The organism is Actinoplanes hulinensis (assembly GCF_019429605.1).
GTDB classification, from domain to species: Bacteria; Actinomycetota; Actinomycetes; order Mycobacteriales; family Micromonosporaceae; genus Actinoplanes; species Actinoplanes campanulatus.
Genome location: NZ_JAHXZI010000002.1, coordinates 566,003 through 585,507 on the forward strand (window position 1 = coordinate 566,003; position 19,505 = coordinate 585,507).

Below are 19,505 nucleotides of genomic sequence, written 5' to 3' on the forward strand. Positions count from 1 at the left end.
ACACCGGGTTCCACCGAACAGGTGGACGTGTTTCGCCAACCTTGACCTGTGTGGTTAGGGTCGGCCCCATGCCTGACAACCAAGTCGACCCGAGCGGCAACACCGAGGCGTTCCGGGCCTTCTCCCGGACGAAGCCGGACGACGCGGCATCGTCCAAAATGCCCTACCTTGTCGGTGGCGCCGTGGCGGTCCTGGTGATCGCCCTGCTGGCCTGGCTGGTCCTCTAGGCCCCGACCGCACTACGGGCCTCGGAGGCGATCTCCAGCTCCTCCTCGGTGGGCACCACGCACACCGTCACGGGGGAGCCGTCGGGCGAGATGATCGAGGCGTTGGCTAGGTTACGGTCCGGGTCGATCGCGATGCCGAGGGCCTCCAGGCCCGCCAGGGTCGTCGCCCTGATCTCCCGGGAGTTCTCCCCGACCCCGCCGGTGAAGGTGATGGCGTCCACCCGGCCCAGGACGGCCAGGTAGGAGCCGGTGTACTCGCGGATCCGCCGGCAGTAGATGTCGAAGGCCAGGGTGGCGTCCGCATCACCGGCCGCCCACCGCTCCTGCACGGTACGCATGTCGTTGTCCCCGGTCAGGCCGAGCAGCCCGGACCGGCGGGTCAGCATCTCCTCGATCTCGTCCAGCGACTGCCCGGCCACCCGGTGCAGATGAAAGATCAGGCTCGGGTCGATGTCGCCCGAGCGGGTGCCCATCACCAGCCCGGGCAGCGGGGTCAGGCCCATCGAGGTGGCCACGCTGCGCCCGCCGCGGACCGCCGTGGCGCTGGCCCCGTTGCCCAGGTGCAGCGTGATCACGTTGATGTCGGCGACCGGCCGGCCGAGCACCCGGGCGGTCTCCCGGGAGACGTACGCGTGCGACGTCCCGTGGAACCCGTAGCGCCGCAGCCCCCACTTGCGCGACACCTCCCGGTCGATCGCCCAGAGCGCGCCCTCCGGCGGGATCGTGGCGTGGAACGCGGTGTCGAAGACGGCCACCTGCGGGACCCCGGGCAGCAGGTCACGGGCCACCCGCAGCCCGGTCAGCGCGGCCGGGTTGTGCAGCGGGGCGAGCGGGATCAGCTCCTCGATGGCCGCCAGCACCTCGTCGTCGACGACGGTCGAGGCGGTGAACCGCTCGCCGCCGTGCACCACCCGGTGACCGACCGCGGTCAGCCCGGACAGGTCCAGCTCGTCCATCAGCCGCCGCAGCGCGGCACCGTGGTCGGCCGCGTCGCCGCCGGGCTCGCCGATCCGCTGGATCAGGCCCTTGGCCAGCACGTCCGAACCGTCGAAGAGCCGGTATCGCAGCGACGACGAGCCGCTGTTGAGCACGAGCACCCGAGTCATTTCGCTCCCGCCTGGATCGCCGTGATGGCGACCGTGTTCACGATGTCCTTGACCGTCGCGCCGCGGGACAGGTCGTTGACCGGTCGCCGCAGGCCCTGCATCACCGGGCCGACCGCGACCGCGTTCGCCGATCGCTGGACCGCCTTGTAGGTGTTGTTGCCGGTGTTCAGGTCCGGGAAGACGAAGACCGTGGCCTTGCCGGCGACGGCGCTGCCGGGGAGCTTGGCGGCGGCCACCGCCGGGTCGATCGCCGCGTCGTACTGGATCGGGCCCTCGACGGGCAGATCGGGCCGCCGCTGCCGGACCAGCGCGGTCGCCGCCGCCACCTTGTCCACGTCGGCGCCCGCACCGGAGCTGCCGGTGGAGTAGGAGAGCATGGCGACCCGCGGCTCGATCCCGAACGCGGCGGCGGTCTGGGCCGAGGACAGGGCGATGTCGGCGAGCTGTTCGGCGTCCGGGTCGGGGTTGACCGCGCAGTCGCCGTAGACCAGCACCCGGTCGGCGAGCAGCATGAAGAACACACTGGACGCCACGGTCAGCCCGGGCACCGTCTTGATGATCTCGAAGGCCGGGCGGATCGTCGCGGCCGTGGTGTGGGTGGCGCCGGAGACCATGCCGTCGGCCAGACCGCCGGCCACCATCAGGGTGCCGAAGTAGTTGACGTCGGTGACCACGTCGTAGGCCAGATCCAGGGTGACGCCGCGGTGCTTGCGGATCTCCGCGTACCGGGTGGCGAAATCCTGTCGCCACTCGCTCGTGGCCGGGTCCACCAGCCGCGCGCCGGCGATGTCCACGCCGATCTCCCGGGCCCGCCGGTTGATCTCCTCCGGGTCGCCGAGCAGGGTCAGATCGGCCACCCCACGTCGCAGCAGCGTCTCCGAGGCCCGCAGGATGCGCTCCTCGGTGCCCTCCGGCAGCACCAGGTGACGGCGGTCGGCGCGGGCCTTCTCGATCAGATCGTTCTCGAACATCAGCGGGGTGACCCGGCTCGACCGGGCCACGTCGAGCAGCCGGGACAGCTCGGCGGTGTCCACGTTCTCCTCGAAGATCCCGAGTGCCGCGTCGATCTTGCGAGGGGTGCTGAGCTGCGCCGTGATCCGGTCGGCCGCGGCGATCGTGTGGTAGCTGTCGGTCTTGGTGCCCAGCATGGCCAGACCGGTGTTGAGACGCTCGATGACGCGGAGCGCCCGCTCGTCGGCCGGTTCGCCCAGGGTCAGCACCAGCCCGGCCAGCGTGACGTTGCCGGCCGCGTGCGCCGCGCTCGCCGCGACCAGCAGGTCCGCCCGGTCGCCCGCGGTGATCAGCAGCGCCCCGTCGGTCAGCGCGCCCAGCACGGTCGGCACCTGCCCGGCGCCGACCACGTAGTCCAGCACGTCCCGCTCCAGCGATCCGGCGGAACCGGCGATCACGTCGGCGTCCAGCGCGGCGGCCACCTCGCCGACGGTCGGCGCGGCGATCGCGGGGATCTCCGGAAGGGCCCAGAACGGCACCGGCAGCCCTTCGGGCTCACCACCCATGGCCGCTGCCGGGACCCGGTTGGCGATCACCGCCACCACCGTCGTGCCAAGATCGACAAGCGAGTGGTACGCGCCCCGCGCGGCCCCCGCGAGCGAATCCCGGGACCGGCCCTCGCCGCTGACCACCGGCACCACCACGCTGCCGAACTCGTTCGCCAGCCGGGCGTTGAAGGCGAACTCCCGGGGCAGCTCGTCCTGCCCCTCGCCGGGCTTGTCGGCGAAGTCGCTCCCGATGATCACCACGGCGCTCGCGTGCCGCTCGACCTCCCGGTAGCGCTCCACGATCCGGCCGATCAGCTCCTCCCAGCGGCCGTCGGCGACCAGCGCGGACGCCTCGGCGAGGGTGACGCCGTACGCATCCGCGGGGTCCGGCCCCGGATAGCGCTCGTGGAGCACGGAGAGCAACGGATCGGGGTTGCCACCGGAGATCATCGGACGGAAGACGGCCACCGAGGCGACCTGCCGGGACAGCGCCTCGACGATGCCGAGTGCCACGATCCCCTTACCGACGGACGGGCCCAGACCCGCTACATAGACGCTGCGTGCCACGCCTTCAAACTACCGGCCGGGAATGCCCCCGGTCGGGCCAAAGGTCCCGGATCTACTGATCATCTAGTCCTCGTCGTCCTCGTCGCCGCGGGCCAGCCAGGTGGCGAGACGCTCGATCGGGGTCTCGAACTCCGGGTTCATGTCGACGAAGGTGCGCAGCTGCTCGCCGAGCCACTCCAGTGTCACGGTCTCCTCGCCGCGCCGCTGGACCAGTTCCTCGATGCCACGATCGGTGAAGTACATGATGCGGATATTAGGAGGGGCCGCCCCGGTTTTCCGGAGCGGCCCCTGCCTTTCAGCGTGTCACGGACGCGGCAGCGCGGCCTCGACCAGCGCGGCCTGCTCGGCGTCGTGCATCTTCGCCGAGCCGACCGCCGGGGCGGCCGCGGCCGGGCGGGAGATCCGCCGCAGGCGGACACCCTCCAGGTGCTCCAGCAGGTTGAGCGCGACGAACGACCAGGCGCCCTGGTTGGCCGGCTCCTCCTGCACCCAGGCGAAGTCCTCGGCGTTCGGGTACTGCGCCAGGACGGCCTTGAGCTCCTCGACCGGGAGCGGGTAGATCTGCTCCATCCGGATGATCGCGGTGTCGGTGATGCCCCGGTCACCGCGCGCCTGGAGCAGGTCGTAGTAGACCTTGCCGGAGCAGAGCAGCACCCGCTTCACCGAGGCGGCGTCGAGCTGCTGGCCGTTGTTGCCGGCGTCGCCGAGCACCGGCTGGAAGGCGCCCTGGGTGAACTCGTTGACCCCGGAGACCGCCAGCTTGTGCCGCAGCAGCGACTTCGGCGAGAAGACGACCAGCGGCTTGCGCTTGGTGGACAGGGCCTGGCGGCGCAGCAGGTGGAAGTAGTTCGCCGGGGTGGTCGGGTTCGCCACCCGCATGTTGTCCTGCGCGCAGAGCTGGAGGAAGCGCTCCGGGCGGCCGGACGAGTGGTCCGGGCCCTGGCCCTCCATGCCGTGCGGGAGCAGCAGCACCAGCGACGACTGCTGGCCCCACTTCACCTCGCCGGAGGAGAGGAACTCGTCCACGATCGACTGGGCGCCGTTGACGAAGTCGCCGAACTGGGCCTCCCAGAGGACCAGCGCGTCCGGGTTCTCCACCGAGTAGCCGTACTCGAAGCCCATCGCCGCGTACTCGCTGAGCAGGGAGTCGTGCACGAAGAACCGGGCGTTCCCGGTGATCAGCGACGACAGCGGCAGGAAGTCCTTGCCGGTCTTCGAGTCGACGATGGCCGCGTGCCGCGAGGTGAACGTGCCCCGGCGCGAGTCCTGGCCGGCCAGCCGGATGGTGACGCCCTGGGCGAGCAGCGAGCCGAAGGCGATCAGCTCACCGAAGCCCCAGTCGATGCCGCCGTCGGTGGACATCTTGGCCCGCCGGTCGAGCAGCTGCTGGACCCGCTTGTGCGGGGTGAAGCCCTCGGGCAGCTCGACGTGCGCCTGGCCGACGGCCCGCACCACGCTCGCGTCGACGGCGCTCGCGACCTCGGGCTCCGGCTCCTCGGCGAGGATCCGCGACCGCTGCGGGCTGCCCGCCGCGTCCCGGGTGGCCTTGAAGACCTCCTCGAGCCGGCCCTGGTAGTCGCGCAGCTGCTCCTCGGCCTCCTGCACGGTGATGTCGCCGCGGCCGATCAGCTCCTCGGTGTAGAGCTTCCGCACGCTGCGCTTGGTGTCGATGATCTGGTACATGCGCGGGTTGGTCATCGACGGGTCGTCGCCCTCGTTGTGACCGCGGCGCCGGTAGCAGATCATGTCGATCACGACGTCCTTGTTGAACGCCTGGCGGTACTCGAAGGCCAGCTTCGCGACCCGGACCACGGCCTCGGGGTCGTCCCCGTTCACGTGGAAGATCGGGGCCTGGATCATCCGGGCGACGTCGGTCGAGTACATCGACGAGCGGCTGTACTCCGGGGCGGTGGTGAAGCCGACCTGGTTGTTCACGATCACGTGCACCGTGCCGCCGGTCCGGTAACCGCGCAGCTGCGACAGGTTGAGCGTCTCGGCGACCACGCCCTGGCCGGCGAACGCGGCGTCGCCGTGCACCAGCAGCGGCAGCACCGTGTAACCGTGCAGGCCCAGGTCGAGGCGGTCCTGCTTGGCCCGGACGATGCCCTCCAGGACCGGGTCGACGGCCTCCAGGTGGGACGGGTTCGCGACCACGCTGACGGTGGTCATGTACTGCCCGTCGGGCGTGGTGTACTTCCCGGTCTGGCCGAGGTGGTACTTGACGTCACCGGAGCCGTGCGCCGACTTCGGGTCCATCTGACCCTCGAACTCGTTGAAGATCTTCTCGTACGGCTTGCCGACGATGTTGGTGAGCACGTTCAGCCGGCCGCGGTGGGCCATGCCGATCACCATCTCGTCCAGCCCCGCCTCGGCGGACGACTGGAGCACGGCGTCGAGCAGCGGGATCAGCGACTCGCCGCCCTCCAGCGAGAACCGCTTCTGACCCACGTACTTCGTCTGGAGGAAGGTCTCGAACGCCTCGCCGGCGTTGAGCCGGTGCAGGATGTGCTTCTGCTCGTCGGTGTCCGGCTTCGTGTACTTGACCTCGATGCGCTCCTGGACCCAGCGGCGCTCCTCCGGGTCCTGGATGTGCATGTACTCGATGCCGACCCGGCGGCAGTAGGTGTCGCGCAGGACGCCGAGGACGTCGCGCAGCTTCATCCGCTGCTTGCCGGCGAAGCCGCCGACCGGGAAGGTGCGGTCCAGGTCCCACAGGGTCAGGCCGTGCTGAAGCACGTCCAGATCGGGGTGCTTGCGGATGGTGAACTCGAGCGGGTCGGTGTCGGCCATCAGGTGACCGCGCACCCGGTACGCGTGGATCAGCTCGACCACCCGGGCGGCCTTGTCGATCTGGCCCTCGGAGGTCCGGGCGACGTCACGCACCCAGCGGACCGGCTCGTACGGGATCCGCAGTGAGGTGAAGATCTCGTCGTAGAAGCCGTGCTGGCCGAGCAGCAGCTCGTGCATCACCTTGAGGAACTCGCCGGACTGGGCGCCCTGGATGACCCGGTGGTCGTAGGTGCTGGTCAGCGTCGTGACCTTGCTCACGCCGTGCTCGGCGAGGGTCTCGTCGCTCATCCCGGAGTAGGGGGCCGGGTACTCCATGGCGCCGACGCCGATGATGGCGCTCTGCCCGTTCATCAGCCGGGGGATGGAGTGGACCGTGCCGATGCCGCCGGGGTTGGTCAGCGAGATCGTGGTGCCGGCGTAGTCGTCCATGGTCAGCTCGTTGCGGCGGGCACGCCGGACGATGTCCTCGTACGCCTGCCAGAACCCGCGGAAGTCGAGCGTCTCGCAGTTCTTGACCGAGGGCACCACCAGGGTGCGGGACCCGTCCTTCTTGACCAGGTCGATCGCGATGCCGAGGTTGACGTGCTCCGGCTGGACCAGGGTGGGCTTGCCGTCGATCTCGGCGTAGGTGTTGTTCATCTCCGGGTGGGCGATGACCGCCCGCACCAGGGCCCAGCCGATCAGGTGGGTGAAGCTGACCTTGCCACCGCGGCCGCGGGACAGGTGGTTGTTGATGACGATGCGGTTGTCGACCATCAGCTTCGCCGGGACCGCGCGCACCGAGGTGGCGGTGGGGACCTGCAGCGAGGCCTCCATGTTCTGCACGATCTTGCCGGCCACACCGCGCAGGGTGGTGGTCCGGGCGCCTGCCGGGGCGGCCTCGGCCGGCTTCGGCGCGGGCTTGGCGGCCGGCTTCGGGGCGGCCTGCGGGGTCACCGGCTTCGGCTCCGCGACCGTGGTGGCGGCCGGCGCGTCGGTGCCCGCCTTGGCGGCGGTGGCCGTGGCGTTCGCCGCGGTGGCCTGGTCCGGGGTCGCGATCGGTCCCTGCGAGGTCGCCGGCTTGTAGTCGGCGAAGAAATCGTGCCAGGCGGGGTCGACACTGGTCGGGTCGGCCAGGTAGCGCTGGTACATCTCATCGACGATCCACTCGTTGGGACCGAAATCCGCGAGTGGATTGTCCTGCGAAGTCTGCTGCGTCGACACTGCCGCGTTCGCCTCTTTCACCGTTTTTGTCATCACGTGACTGCTCCGTCACGCGGGACGGGTAGGATTCGGTGTCCAGGCTACGCCGTGGATGGGCGCTGTCGGTGCGGACGTCCACCCTGTGACCTACGGCTCCGGCACCCGCCGCACCGTCGCGACGGGGCGAGACTACACCCTCCGTTTTCTCGCCGACCGGCGCACCGGAGCCCTCCCAGGACCACGTTTTCGCTGGTCGTGCCAACGAAAAACGCACGACCGGACAGGCCGGCCGTGCGTCGTTCGCAGACTCTGGTTACGAGATGTCCCGTCGCTTGGTGACCAGTGTGCCGATCACCGACATGATGGCCGCATAACCGATCAGGATCACACCGCCGACCCAGCGGGGCGGGTCGTCCGGCAGCGACGGCCCGGAGATGAGCAGGTCCGAGGCGAACGTCGGGACCAGCACCCGGAGAGCCATGAACCCCTCCCAGACGTACTCGTCGAGCACGAAGAAGACGATGCTGAGCAACTGGGTGCCGATGACGTAGACGACGGACAGCGTGATCGTCGCGCCGATCTGGCTGCGGATCAGCACGCCGGCGCCGACGCCGAGCAGCGACCAGAGCACGAAGGCCAGCCCGTTGAGCCCGATCGCCTGCCAGACGAAGGACTCGCCGAGGTACGTCGGCTGGTCCATGGTGCCCAGCACGATCGGGCTGAGGGCCAGGTTGAGCACGGTGGTGAAGAGCCAGACCGCCACCGCGATGATCACCGCGACGACCATCTTGGCGACGATCACCCGCTCCCGCCGGGGCGTGGTGAGGAACGTCGACGTGGCGGTCAGGTGGAAGAACTCGCTGGTCACCAGGATCGCGCTGAGCAGCAGCACGAGCAGCACGCCGGCGAACTGGCCGCTGGTGTAGAGGCCGGAGACGAGCCGTTCCACGTCGCCGAGCCCGGCCGCCTCGATGTCGGCCTCGCTGAGGCTCAGCGCCGCGTTCATGCTCAGCCAGTTGAAGCCCAGCGCGAGACCCCAGAGCGGCACCAGGATGATCGCGAAGATCCACCAGAGCGCGGTGGTCCGCAGCTTCAGCAGCTCGGCACTGATGAGGTTCATCGGGCCCCCGCCTTTCCGGCCGTCAGCTCCAGGAAGACCCGCTCCAGGTCGGCGGCCTCCCCGATCAGCTCGTGCAGCTCGACGCCGGCGGTGAAGGCGACGTTGCCGACCTTCGCCGGCTCCGCGCCGAGCACCTGCAGCGAGCCGTCCGCCTGGGCGGACACCTCCAGTTGGGCGTCGCGCAGCGCGGCGGACAACTGCTCCGGCTGCGGGGTGCGGACCCGGACCTTCGTCACCCCGGCGGTCTCGCCGAGCACGTCGCTCACCGGGCCCTGCCGGATCAGCCGGCCGGCCGCGATGATCACCACGTCGTCGGCGAGCTGCTGCATCTCACCGAGCAGGTGGCTGGAGACGAGGACCGCGCGGCCCTCGGCGGCGAACGCCTTGAGCAGGTCGCGCATCCAGCGGATGCCCTCCGGGTCGAGGCCGTTGGTCGGCTCGTCCAGGATCAGCACCCGCGGGTCGCCGAGCATCGCCGCGGCGATGCCCAGCCGCTGCTTCATGCCCAGCGAGTAGCCCTTGAACTTGCGGCCGCCCACGGTGTGCAGGCCGACCATCTCGAGGACCTCGTCGGCCCGGCGGTCCGGCAGCCCGGAGGCGCGGCAGATCACCCGCAGATGGTTGCGGGCGGTACGGCCGCGGTGCGCGCTGGAGGCCTCCAGGATCGCGCCCACGTGGCGGATCGGATCGGGCAGGTCCGCGTACCGGACGCCGCCGATCGTCGCGGTCCCGGAGGTCGGCGTGACCAGACCCAGGATCATCCGCAACGCGGTGGTCTTGCCCGCCCCGTTCGGGCCCAGGAAGCCCGTGACACGGCCGGCGTGCACCGTGAAGGAGAGATCGTCGACGGCCCGCACCTTCGAGTACTGCTTGGTGAGGTGCTCGACGCTGATCTCCGCATGGTTGGGCCGGCTCATGATCGCGGCTCCTTCCCCGTCAGCTGGAAGCGATCAAGGTACTAGACCAGGGCGAGCCATGTGGCCCTCGCGTACGCCAGACGCTCCCCGTCCGGACCGTACAGGGCCGAGTCGACCGTCGCCTTGCGGCCGTCGACGCCCGACAGCGCTCCGGCCACCACACACTCCGTCCCCGGGCCGGGCAGCGCGCCGACGGCCGCGGTGATCCGGCCCAGCACGTACGGCCGGCCGCCGGAGCCGATCGCCGTCCACCCGCCGGGGCAGTCCAGCGCGGCCCAGACGGTCTCCGGGGTGACCTCGCCGGGGACCGTCCACGGGGCGGCCGTACGGTCGCCGGGCAGCGGCCCCGGGAAGATCCGCAGCCCGTCGCCGGGCGCCCGGTCCGGCCCGCAGACGTAGCAGCCCGGGAACGGGTGGGCGGTGAAGCCGGGATAGCCGCGGGACGCCGTCACCGCCTCGGCGAACGGCACGCCGGGGACCCCGGGACCGGCGTCGGCGGCCTCGGTCACCTCGGCGACCAGGGTCCGGTCCGCCCAGACCGACCCGTCCCGCAGCTCCAGCGGGGTCTCCAGGGGCGGCGGCACCCGCAGGGTCACCTGATGGGGCGGTCCACCGGGCCGGGCGCCGGCGGCGGCCGCGAAGGCGCCCGCGCACCAACCGCCGTTGCCGGAGCCGGGCGGGCCGTTGAAACGAGCCGGAACGATCATCCCCAGACCTTCGCACACGTCGTTCATCCAGCGGTCACACATCGCCACCGAACCGGACACGCCATCGGCAGACGTCGGGCTTACACAGATCACATGGCAGTTCTGATGACCGCCGCCGCACCCACCGGGACCAGCGGCTACACCCTGCTCCTCGCCGACGGCCCGGGTCTGGTCGAGGCCGCGCAGCGCCTGCGCCACGAGGTCTTCGCCGGCGAGCTCGGCGCCCGTCTCCCGGGCACCGCGGACGGCGTCGACGCCGACGAGTTCGACGCCTACTGCGACCACCTGATCGTCCGGGACGACGCGACCGGCGAGGTGGTCGGCACCTACCGGATGCTGCCGCCGCGCGCCGCCGAGCTGGCCGGCCGCCGGTACGCCGACGCCGAGTTCGACCTGAGCGCCCTGCGCCCGCTGCGCGACCATCTCGTGGAGATCGGCCGCTCCTGCGTGCACCCCGATCACCGCTCCGGCGCGGTGGTCAACCTGATGTGGGCCGGCATCGCCCGGTACCTGCACCTGAACAACCTGCGCTGGCTGGGCGGCTGCGCCTCGGTGCCGCTCGGCGACGGTGGCGCGACGGCCGCCGGGGTGCGTGAGCGGATCAACGGCCGGCACCTGTCGCCGCCCGCGCTGCGGGTCCGGCCGCGCCGCCCGTGGACCGTTCCGGACGGCGTGGTGGCCGACCCGAAGGTGGCCGTGCCGCCGCTGCTCCGCGGCTATCTCCGGCTGGGCAGCTGGGTGTGCGGCGAGCCGGCCTACGACGCCGGCTTCGACTGCGCCGACTTCTACGTGCTCTTCTCGCTGGACCGGCTGGACCCGCGGTACCGCCGGCACTTCCTGGGCGCGTCCCGGTGACCACGGCGGCTGCGGTGGGCGAGCACGGGACGCTGTGGCAGCCGGCCTCCGGGTGCGGCGACCGCTGCCGGGACGGTGGCTTCCGGCGGGCCGGCGCGGTCGCCGCCGCCGCGCGGGTGACCGTGCTCTGGGCCGTACTCCTGCTGGGTCTGCTGCCCGCGGGTCTGCTGGGTGGCGGCGCGCTGCGGGCCCTGTGCCGCGCCATCCTCGCGGCCCTGGGGGTCCGGACGGTCTGGCGCGGTCCCCGGCCGCGCCCCGGCAGCCTGGTGGTCGCCAACCACGTCTCCTGGCTGGACGTGGTGGCGCTGGGCGCGCTGCTGCCCGCGGCGCCGGTGGCGAAACATGACGTGGCGACCTGGCCGGGCATCGGCGGCACCGCGCGGCGGGCCGGCGCGATCTTCATCGACCGGACCCGGCCGAGGGCGCTGCCGGGCACGGTGGCCGAGGTGGCGGCCGCGCTGCGGGCCGGGCGATCGGTCGCCCTCTTTCCGGAGGGTACGACGTTCTGCGGCCCCGACCAGGGCAGGTTCCGTCCCGCGCTGTTCCAGGCGGCGATCGACGCGGGCGCCCCGGTCGTGCCGGTCTCGATCGGCTACGACTCGACCGAGGCGTCCTTCGTCGCGGCGGACACCCTGTGGGAGTCGGTGCGCCGGGTGGCCCGGGTGCGCCGGTTGACGGTGACCCTGGTGGCCGCCCCCGCGATGCGCCCGGCGCCGGGCGCGGACCGGCGGGCGCTGGCCCGGGCGGCCCAGGCCGGCCTGGGTGGGGCGGGCTACCGCCTGGCCGCCTGACCGGGTCCGGCGCTCACAGATAATTTTCAGCGAGTGTGCAGCAAGGCCGCAGCGGTCCGGTGAAGAATGACCCCATGGCCATCCAGACCCAGCCCAAGCAGAGCGAGGCGAAGCTCCTCGTCGTCGAGGACGACGCCAACATCCTGGAGTTGCTCTCCGCGAGCCTGCGTTTCGCCGGGTTCGAGGTGACCACCGCGACCAGCGGCAGCGCCGCGGTGAGCGCGGCCCGCAGCTCGACGCCGGACCTGGTCGTCCTCGACGTGATGCTGCCCGATCTGGATGGCTTCGAGGTGATCCGGCTGATGCGTGAGGGCGGCCAGCGGACCCCCGTGGTGTTCCTGACCGCCCGGGACGGCACCGACGACAAGATCCGTGGGCTGACCCTGGGCGGCGACGACTACGTCACCAAGCCGTTCAGCCTGGAGGAGCTCACCGCCCGGATCCGGGCGGTGCTGCGCCGCACCAACGCCACCGACGAGCAGCCGTCCCGCCTGGTCTTCGCCGATCTGGAGCTGGACGAGGAGACGCACGAGGTCTACCGGGCCGGCTCCCGGGTGCAGCTCTCGCCGACCGAGTTCAAGCTGCTGCGCTACCTGATGCTCAACGCCAACCGGGTGCTCTCCAAGGCACAGATCCTGGACCACGTGTGGAAGTACGACTTCCGCGGTGACGACAACATCGTCGAGTCGTACATCTCGTACCTTCGCCGCAAGGTGGACAACGTTCAGCCGCGCCTGATCCACACCCTGCGCGGCGTGGGCTACGTGCTGCGCAAGCCAGCCGTCTAGGCCACGGGATGAGTTTGACCGAGCGGGTCCGCGAGCGGATCCCGCGGCACCCCACCCTGCGCCGGATCTCGCTGCGGACCAAGCTGGTCGCCTCGGTGCTGGTCCTGGTCTTCGCCGCGCTCACCCTGATCAGCGCCGCCAGCACCTACGCGCTGAACACCTACATGGTCGGCCGGCTCGACAAGCAGCTCGACGTGATGGCCGACAGCGCCGCCGTGGACATGGCGAACCTGCACTACCGCGCCGTCTTCGCGCCGCCCGACTACATCGTCGCCTTCACCTCGGTGAGCGGGGAGGCCGCGGTCGGCACGGTCGGCGCGGGCGTCGCCGCCGACGACACCCCCCGGCTGCTCAGCGGCGTCGACGTGATCGCCGCCCACGACGGCAAGGCGTACACCGCCGAGGGCCGCAACGGGAAGTACATGTGGCGGATGCTGGTGCGCCGCCTGCCCGACGACAGCGTCCTGCACGTCGGCCAGCGGATGGCCGGCATCGACGACGTGATCGCCCGGCTGATCTGGGTGGACGTGCTGGTCGGCGTCGGGGTGCTGGTCACCCTCGCCACGGTCGGCGCCGCCCTGGTCCGGCAGAGCCTGATCCCGCTGACCCAGGTGGAGCGCACGGCGGCGGCCATCGCGGCCGGCGACCTCACCCGCCGGGTGCCCGACCCGGAGGAGTCCGGCGGCCATCCCACCACCGAGCTGGGCCGGCTCTCCGGCGCGCTGAACACGATGCTCGCCCAGATCGAGGCGGCCTTCCTGGCCCGGGCGCAGTCCGAGCAGGCGGCCATGGAGGCGGCCGAGGCGGCGCAGCGCTCCGAGGCACGGGCCCTCGCGTCGGAGTCCCGGGCGTTGCAGTCCGAGGAGAAGATGCGGCGGTTCGTCGCGGACGCCTCGCACGAGCTGCGCACCCCGCTGACCACCATCCGCGGTTTCGCCGAGCTGTACCGGCAGGGCGCCGTCTCCGATCCGGAGCAGGTCGCCCGTCTGGTCCGGCGGATCGAGGACGAGGCCGCCCGGATGGGCCTGCTCGTCGAGGACCTGCTGCTGCTCGCCCGGCTGGACCGGGAGCGGCCGCTCACCCTGGCGCCGGTGGAGCTGCCGGTGCTGGCCGTCGACGCGGTGCAGGCCGCGCAGGCGACGGCCCCGGACAAGGAGATCGGCCTGGAGGTGCGGGACTCGCCGGAGCGCCTGGTGGCATACGGTGACGACGCCCGGTTGCGCCAGGTGATCGGCAACCTGATGACCAACGCGCTGGTCCACACCCCGCCCGGCGCCTCGGTGACGCTCCGGCTGTATGCCGGGGAGGAGGGCAGGGCCGTGGTCGAGGTGGCCGACACCGGGCCCGGCATGAGCGAGGAGCAGCGCGCCCGGGTCTTCGAGCGGTTCTACCGGGTGGACGAGGCGCGGACCCGCAACACCGAGCGCGCGGCCACCGGAACGGGCCTGGGGCTGGCCATCGTGGCCGCCATCGTGCGAGCCCATGAGGGATCCGTCGAGGTGCTGTCGGAGCCCGGTGCCGGAGCGACGTTCCGCGTGTCATTGCCAACCATAAATGCGGATAAAGGGTTCACAGAAAACGTCCAGGACTAACACAGTTCGGTACGAGTACGACGGGGCAGAGTTATTCACATGAACGAGAACGAGACCAACCCGCAGACCGCGGACGCCGCCGCTGACCACAGCAGCACGGAGCGGGTGGCGTCTGAGCAGCCGACTCTTGCGCAGCCGCCGGTTGCTCCGCAGTCCGGTGCTCCCCAGTCCGCGGCACCCCAGCAGCACGGCGCCTGGGCGCAGTCGCCCTGGCAACAGCAGCAGCCCGTCTCCGGGCAGCCCGTTTCCGCGCAGCCGGTGTCCACCCAGCCGGTCTCCGCGCAGCCGGGCCAGGCTCCCTACGGCCACCCGCACTACGGCTACCAGTCCCCGCAGGGGTATGCGCCGCAGGCCGGCTACCAGGACTACGCGCAGCAGCAGTCGGCGTACCACGCCTGGCACGCCGCCGCGGCGGCCCAGGCGGCCGGCGACGGCACCGTCCCGCCGGGCTGGGCCGGGCCGCAGACCACCGTCGCCCCGCGCCGGCCGGGCTCCGGCCGCAAGGTGCTCCTGGCCGGAGCGGCCGCGCTGCTGATCGCGCTCACCGCGGGCGGCGTCGGCGCCGCCACCGCGCTGGCCCTCGACGGCGGCAACGCGGTCAACACCGTGCAGAGCGGCAACTCGTCGGTCACCCGGGTGGTGGACCGGTCGTCGCTGGCCCAGATCGCCGCCGCCGTCCAGGACAGCGTCGTGTCGATCACCACCGGCTCGGGCGAGGGCTCCGGCGTGGTGCTGACCGCCGACGGCTACATCGTGACCAACAACCACGTGGTCTCGACCGCCCAGGGCTCGAACGTGACGGTCATCTTCGCCGACGGCACCAAGACCCAGGCCACCGTCGTCGGCACCGACGAGCGCACCGACCTCGCGGTGATCAAGGCGACCGGCGTCTCCGACCTGAAGGCCGCCACCTTCGGCGACAGCGGGCAGATCCAGGTCGGCGACACCGTGCTGGCCCTGGGCAGCCCGCTCGGCCTGGAGGGCTCGGTCACCGCCGGCATCATCAGCGCCAAGGACCGCACCATCCAGTCCGGCGGCGAGGAGCAGCAGAGCCCGTTCGGCAGTCAGCAACAGCAGCAGTCCGGGGCCACCACGATGACCGGCCTGCTGCAGACCGACGCCCCGATCAACCCGGGCAACTCCGGCGGCGCGCTGGTCAACACGAACGGCGAGGTGATCGGCATCAACTCGGCGATCGCCACCTCCGGCTCCAGCACCGGCAACATCGGCCTCGGCTTCGCCATCCCGAGCAACAAGGCCAAGCAGGTCGCCGAGTCGCTCATGCAGGGCAAGAAGGTCAGCCACCCGGCGCTCGGCGTCAGCGTCACCGACGCGGAGAACGGCGGGGCCCTGATCAGCAACGTCAGCAGCGGCAGCGCGGCGGACAAGGCCGGGCTCCAGACCGGCGACGTGGTGACCGAGGCGGACGGCAAGGCCATCGACGACTCCGACGACCTGGTCGCGGTGGTCCAGGCGGGCAGCGTCGGGCAGAAGATGACGCTGAACTTCACCCGCAACGGCAGCAAGCAGACGGTCACCGTCACCCTGCAGGAGACGCAGTAACCATTGGCACTTCCCGCCACGGCGGGTGACGTACCCGGCGGTGGGTGCGTCACCCGCCGTGATTGTGTCTATGCCGGGATTCGGGACCTTAGCGACCAACAGGACGGTTTCCCCGCGTGGGGCTCGCGTTTGTGCAGGCGACCGCCTAATCTCCATTCGCCATCGGCGACGCCTTCGCCAGTCGCCGGCGAGCAACCCCCCACCACGACCGGCGGAGTGAAGGGCCTCCTGAGTTGACGTACGTCGAGACCCGGACCAACGTCTGGGAAGCCCTGGCCGGCCGGGCTCCGGGAGTGCCCTCCGGCCCCGCCGACACCGGCCTCTGGCACACCGTCGCGGACCGGCTCAACCCGGCCGGCGCCCGCCCGATCCTGCGCTCCGGCATCGAGGTCCGGCATCGCACGGCGGTGCGCGGCGGACGGTACGTGATGCTGCGCTCGCCCGAGGACGGCGGCCGCAGCTCGTACCTTCGGCTGACCCCGGAGGAGTACCAGCTCGCCCTGATGATGGACGGCGACAGCACGGTGGCCCGGCTGGTCGCCGAGTTCGCCCGGATCGCCGGCCGCCTCGCGCCCGACCAGGTCCGCCGGGTCGTCGCCGACCTGGCCGCCAACCGGATGCTCGAAGAGCTGCCGACGGACGCCTTCCGGCCGCTGCGCGACCTGCGCCGGGACCCGCTGCCCCGGCGGATGGGCGACTCGCTGGCCGCCGCCGCGCGCGGCCGCGTGGTCCTGTCCTTCCCGGTCGACGGCCTGGTCACCACGCTCTACAACACCGTCGGCCGGCTGCTCTTCACCCGGGTCGCGGTGTGGATCGGCGCGGTGGTGGCGGCCCTCGGCCTGCTGCTGTTCGCGGGCACCTGGCAGCGGGGCAGCCGGTCCCTCTTCCTGGTGGACGACTCGTACCTGCTGGGCGCGCTCGCCCTGGTGTCACTGAACGTGCTGGTCCTGGCGGTGCACGAGCTGGGGCACGCGCTCGCCGCGAAACGGGTCGGCCGGGATGTCCCGGCCGCCGGCCTGATGCTCTACTTCGGAGTCCCCTCGGTCTTCGTCGACGCCAGCGACGTCTGGATGGCCGGCCGCCGCGCCCGGCTCGCGGTCACCGCGGCCGGCCCGGCCACCGCCCTGGGCCTGGCCGGGCTGTTCCAGCTGACCGGTCTCGCCATCCCGGCCGTCGCCGGGGTGACCTTCAAGCTGGCGTTCCTGTTCTACCTGCACACGTTCTTCAACCTCAGCCCGCTGTTGCCGCTGGACGGCAAGTACCTGCTGATGGACTGGCTGGAGATCCCGGACGTCCGGGCCCGCGCGCTGTCCTGGATGGGCGGCCGCCTGCGCCGCCGCGGACCGGGCTGGAAGGCCCTGGACCGGGAGGGCCGGCTCGTCGCCCTCTACGGCTTCCTGTCGCTGCTGTGGCTGGTCAGCGCCATCGGGCTGGGCTATCGACTGTGGACCGACCGGATCGAGGGCCTGATCGTCGGCCTCTGGTACGAGGGCGTCGCCGGCGCGCTGCTGCTCCTGGTGATCGTCCTCGGGGTCGTCGCGCCGCCGCTCTACTTCCTGCTGGGCCGCCTGGTCCGGGCCGTCCGCCGGGCGCGCCAGCAGATCGCCGAGCGCGACCGGGAGGCCGACCTGCCCCGCCGGGTGGCCACCCTGCGCGCCTCCGAACTGGGCGGCCTGCCCGAGCCGTCGTTGCAGGCGCTCGCCGCCCGGGCCCGGTGGTACCGTCCGCCGACCGGCCGCCAACTGGTGCTCGCCGGGGAGACCCAGGGCGCCGTCTACGTGGTGGCCGAGGGCGCGCTGCACGGCCGCCGTCCCGGTGACCCGGGCGGCACCATCCGGTACCACGCCGGCCCGGGTGGCGTGGTCGGCCTGGCCACCGCGCTCACCGGCCGCAGCGCCCAGCTCGACTGGCACACCGCCGGCGTGACCCTGCTGACCCTGCCCACCTCCACGGTGGCCACCGTGGTCGGCCCGATGCCCGGCCCGCCGCCGCAGGAGCGCGCGGAGGCCGAGGCCCTGTTCGCCGACACCCCGGCGCTCGCCGCGCTGGAGGAGGACCAGCGGCTGGCGCTGATCGCCGCCGCGCACCCGGCCGACCTGGACCCGGGCGCACCGGTGATCCTGCCCGGCCCGACCCACGCGGTGGTCGTCGAGTCCGGCGTGATCGCCATGCCGGACGGCGTCGAACTGCGCCGCGGCACCCTGGTCGGCCCGGTCGGCGACGGCAGCCCCGGCATGGTGGCCCAGGCCCGGACCCCGGTCCGGCTGTGGGTCATCCCGGACGCCTCCGACCTGCCCCCGCTGATCGGCTCGTACGGCCCCGGCGTCCCGATGCCGGCGCTGCGGCCCAGCATCCCGGCGGTGGCCCGGCCCGGCGCCGCGCACCCGCCCCTCGCCGTGCCGCCCGGCCCGCCGGACGCCGACGAACAGTACGACGTCGACCGTCACTTCGAACGCCGGATGTGGGGCTTCGTGAGCCTGCTGCTGGTGTTCGCCCTCGGCAGCCTGCTGGTGAACGTGAGCTCCGGGCCGGCCTGGGCGGAGATGCCCGCCGAGCGGGTGCTGCTGTCCGTGCAGCGCGGCTCCGCCACGGCGGTGGCCGACCGGGAGTCGATCGCGCTCGGTCCGGACGACAGCCGCTACCTCGCGGCCGGCGCCGAGATCGAGGTGCCGGGCCGGGGCGTGGCCCTGCTGACGTTCCCGGGCGGCGCCGCGGTGGTGCTGTGCGGCGGCTCGCGGACCGAGGTCACCGCGGTGGGCGTGGAGAACGGGCGGCGGTCCACCCCGTCCGGGCGGCTCACCCTGGAGAACGGGCGGCTGCTGGCCGACACGAGCAGCCCGAGCGGGGCGTACCAGCCGCTGGACCTGACCGTGCTGCGCACCCAGGGTGACGTGACCAGCGACGGCCGGGCGTGGTATTCAGTGGACACCGCCGGTGTCGCGGTCTCGGAGGGCGCCGTGAGTGTCGGCGGCTCCCGTGACGAGGCCGACAACCAGCCGCTGAACTGCGGCGACGGCGTGCCGGTCACCCCGCCGACCGAGGCCGAGCCGACCCCGGACCCGACCGAGGAGTCGTCCCCGGCCGAGGCGCCCGCCATCCCGGCGCCCTCGACCGACCCGACTACCGTTCCGGGCACCGAGGACGAGCCGGTGGACGGCTCGGACGACGGCGACCCGGCGACGACGACGAACCCGACGACGACCCGGACGACGACCCGGCCCACCGCCGGCAACCCGACGATCACGGTGCCGACCAACCGGCCGACCACGACGAAGCCGACGACCAAGCCGACCACGAAGCCGACGACCAAGCCGACGACGAACCCCACGACTCCTGACCCGGACCCCACGACTCCCGACCCGGAGCCGACCACACCGGACCCGGAGCCGACGACCACGGCGCCGTCCAGCAGCTGACCATGGGCGGCCGCCCGACGTGAGAAGGAGTGGCCGCCCATGTTGTGCTGGTTCTGCGCCGAGGGGGCGCGTGCGATCTGCCGGTTCTGCGGGCGCGGAGTGTGCGCCGAGCACGCGCGCTTCGGGCCGTACCTGCTGGAGGTGACCCGGTCGGCCCGCCGGGACCGGGCCGAGGCGCTGGTGGTCGAGGACGCGGCACAGTGCGGCACCTGCCGTCCCCGGCCACAGCCGGTCGCGATGCCGGAGCTGGACTAGACGCAACGCCGTTCAGTTAGGCGGTCCGGGCTGGCGTCAAGGGTGTGTTGATCAGAAAGTAGGAAGCGGAGTTCCGGTATAGAGGTTTGTCACTCCAAGACAACCCACCCCAGGACTCCGCTTGCTCGAT

At 72.0% G+C, this 19,505-nt stretch carries 15 protein-coding genes; 8 read left to right on the plus strand and 7 right to left on the minus strand.

Annotation, left to right across the window (positions count from 1 at the left end; all coding sequences use genetic code 11):
- Window positions 1–68: 68 nt before the first annotated feature.
- Window positions 69–227: a hypothetical protein gene (locus tag KZ829_RS06290; protein ID WP_220142851.1), complete on the plus strand. Its 159-nt coding sequence runs from the start codon at window positions 69–71 to the stop codon at window positions 225–227.
- On the opposite strand, the gene KZ829_RS06295 is transcribed toward KZ829_RS06290, so the two are convergent.
- The 7 genes from KZ829_RS06295 to KZ829_RS06325 all read right to left on the minus strand — a co-directional run bounded on the left by KZ829_RS06295 (window position 224) and on the right by KZ829_RS06325 (window position 10,115).
- Window positions 224–1,333 carry an acetate/propionate family kinase gene (locus tag KZ829_RS06295; RefSeq protein ID WP_220142852.1) on the minus strand — a complete coding sequence of 370 codons (1,110 nt, stop codon included), beginning with the start codon at window positions 1,331–1,333 and terminating at the stop codon, window positions 224–226. The two genes, KZ829_RS06290 and KZ829_RS06295, sit on opposite strands and share 4 nt — an antisense overlap.
- Entirely contained in the window at window positions 1,330–3,399 is a 2,070-nt protein-coding gene (pta, locus tag KZ829_RS06300; protein ID WP_220142853.1) for a phosphate acetyltransferase, read from the minus strand. The genes KZ829_RS06295 and pta overlap by 4 nt, the downstream gene beginning before the upstream one ends.
- 63 nt (window positions 3,400–3,462) lie before the next feature.
- Window positions 3,463–3,642, minus strand: coding sequence for a DUF6104 family protein (locus KZ829_RS06305; protein WP_183216924.1), 180 nt, complete (start codon window positions 3,640–3,642; stop codon window positions 3,463–3,465).
- Between the two features lie 60 nt (window positions 3,643–3,702).
- Window positions 3,703–7,392 (minus strand): multifunctional oxoglutarate decarboxylase/oxoglutarate dehydrogenase thiamine pyrophosphate-binding subunit/dihydrolipoyllysine-residue succinyltransferase subunit, encoded by a 3,690-nt coding sequence (locus tag KZ829_RS06310; RefSeq protein ID WP_220142909.1) that lies wholly within the window; start codon window positions 7,390–7,392, stop codon window positions 3,703–3,705.
- A 292-nt stretch (window positions 7,393–7,684) separates the two neighbouring features.
- Entirely contained in the window at window positions 7,685–8,491 is an 807-nt protein-coding gene (locus KZ829_RS06315) for an ABC transporter permease (RefSeq protein ID WP_183216920.1), read from the minus strand.
- Window positions 8,488–9,408 carry an ABC transporter ATP-binding protein gene (locus tag KZ829_RS06320; protein ID WP_220142854.1) on the minus strand — a complete coding sequence of 307 codons (921 nt, stop codon included), beginning with the start codon at window positions 9,406–9,408 and terminating at the stop codon, window positions 8,488–8,490. Before KZ829_RS06320 ends, KZ829_RS06315 begins: the two co-directional genes overlap by 4 nt.
- A 41-nt stretch (window positions 9,409–9,449) precedes the next feature.
- Window positions 9,450–10,115, minus strand: a complete 666-nt coding sequence (locus KZ829_RS06325; protein ID WP_220142855.1) for a hypothetical protein — start codon at window positions 10,113–10,115, stop codon at window positions 9,450–9,452.
- A gap of 93 nt (window positions 10,116–10,208) precedes the next feature.
- Between KZ829_RS06325 and KZ829_RS06330 the strand changes: the two genes are divergently transcribed.
- The 7 genes from KZ829_RS06330 to KZ829_RS06360 all read left to right on the plus strand — a co-directional run bounded on the left by KZ829_RS06330 (window position 10,209) and on the right by KZ829_RS06360 (window position 19,375).
- Complete coding sequence (locus tag KZ829_RS06330; RefSeq protein ID WP_220142856.1) at window positions 10,209–10,970, plus strand: GNAT family N-acetyltransferase; 762 nt, start codon at window positions 10,209–10,211, stop codon at window positions 10,968–10,970.
- Window positions 10,967–11,761: a lysophospholipid acyltransferase family protein gene (locus KZ829_RS06335; RefSeq protein ID WP_220142857.1), complete on the plus strand. Its 795-nt coding sequence runs from the start codon at window positions 10,967–10,969 to the stop codon at window positions 11,759–11,761. Before KZ829_RS06330 ends, KZ829_RS06335 begins: the two co-directional genes overlap by 4 nt.
- Before the next feature lie 74 nt (window positions 11,762–11,835).
- Window positions 11,836–12,549 carry a response regulator transcription factor gene (locus tag KZ829_RS06340; protein ID WP_188119666.1) on the plus strand — a complete coding sequence of 238 codons (714 nt, stop codon included), beginning with the start codon at window positions 11,836–11,838 and terminating at the stop codon, window positions 12,547–12,549.
- Window positions 12,550–12,557: 8 nt separating this feature from the next.
- Window positions 12,558–14,141: a sensor histidine kinase gene (locus KZ829_RS06345; RefSeq protein ID WP_220142858.1), complete on the plus strand. Its 1,584-nt coding sequence runs from the start codon at window positions 12,558–12,560 to the stop codon at window positions 14,139–14,141.
- A 39-nt stretch (window positions 14,142–14,180) separates the two neighbouring features.
- Entirely contained in the window at window positions 14,181–15,704 is a 1,524-nt protein-coding gene (locus KZ829_RS06350) for a S1C family serine protease (RefSeq protein WP_220142859.1), read from the plus strand.
- 233 nt (window positions 15,705–15,937) lie between these two features.
- Window positions 15,938–19,120, plus strand: coding sequence for a cyclic nucleotide-binding protein (locus KZ829_RS06355; RefSeq protein WP_220142860.1), 3,183 nt, complete (start codon window positions 15,938–15,940; stop codon window positions 19,118–19,120).
- A gap of 39 nt (window positions 19,121–19,159) precedes the next feature.
- Window positions 19,160–19,375 carry a hypothetical protein gene (locus KZ829_RS06360; protein ID WP_220142861.1) on the plus strand — a complete coding sequence of 72 codons (216 nt, stop codon included), beginning with the start codon at window positions 19,160–19,162 and terminating at the stop codon, window positions 19,373–19,375.
- The last annotated feature ends 130 nt before the right edge of the window (window positions 19,376–19,505 follow it).

Coding starts and splice junctions, on each gene's coding strand:
- KZ829_RS06290 (WP_220142851.1), top strand. CDS start 69: ATGCCTGACAACCAAGTCGACCCGAGCGGCAACACCGAGGCGTTCCGG.
- KZ829_RS06295 (WP_220142852.1), bottom strand. CDS start 1,333: ATGACTCGGGTGCTCGTGCTCAACAGCGGCTCGTCGTCGCTGCGATAC.
- KZ829_RS06305 (WP_183216924.1), bottom strand. CDS start 3,642: ATGTACTTCACCGATCGTGGCATCGAGGAACTGGTCCAGCGGCGCGGC.
- KZ829_RS06315 (WP_183216920.1), bottom strand. CDS start 8,491: ATGAACCTCATCAGTGCCGAGCTGCTGAAGCTGCGGACCACCGCGCTC.
- KZ829_RS06320 (WP_220142854.1), bottom strand. CDS start 9,408: ATGAGCCGGCCCAACCATGCGGAGATCAGCGTCGAGCACCTCACCAAG.
- KZ829_RS06325 (WP_220142855.1), bottom strand. CDS start 10,115: ATGATCGTTCCGGCTCGTTTCAACGGCCCGCCCGGCTCCGGCAACGGC.
- KZ829_RS06330 (WP_220142856.1), top strand. CDS start 10,209: ATGGCAGTTCTGATGACCGCCGCCGCACCCACCGGGACCAGCGGCTAC.
- KZ829_RS06340 (WP_188119666.1), top strand. CDS start 11,836: ATGGCCATCCAGACCCAGCCCAAGCAGAGCGAGGCGAAGCTCCTCGTC.
- KZ829_RS06345 (WP_220142858.1), top strand. CDS start 12,558: ATGAGTTTGACCGAGCGGGTCCGCGAGCGGATCCCGCGGCACCCCACC.
- KZ829_RS06350 (WP_220142859.1), top strand. CDS start 14,181: ATGAACGAGAACGAGACCAACCCGCAGACCGCGGACGCCGCCGCTGAC.
- KZ829_RS06360 (WP_220142861.1), top strand. CDS start 19,160: ATGTTGTGCTGGTTCTGCGCCGAGGGGGCGCGTGCGATCTGCCGGTTC.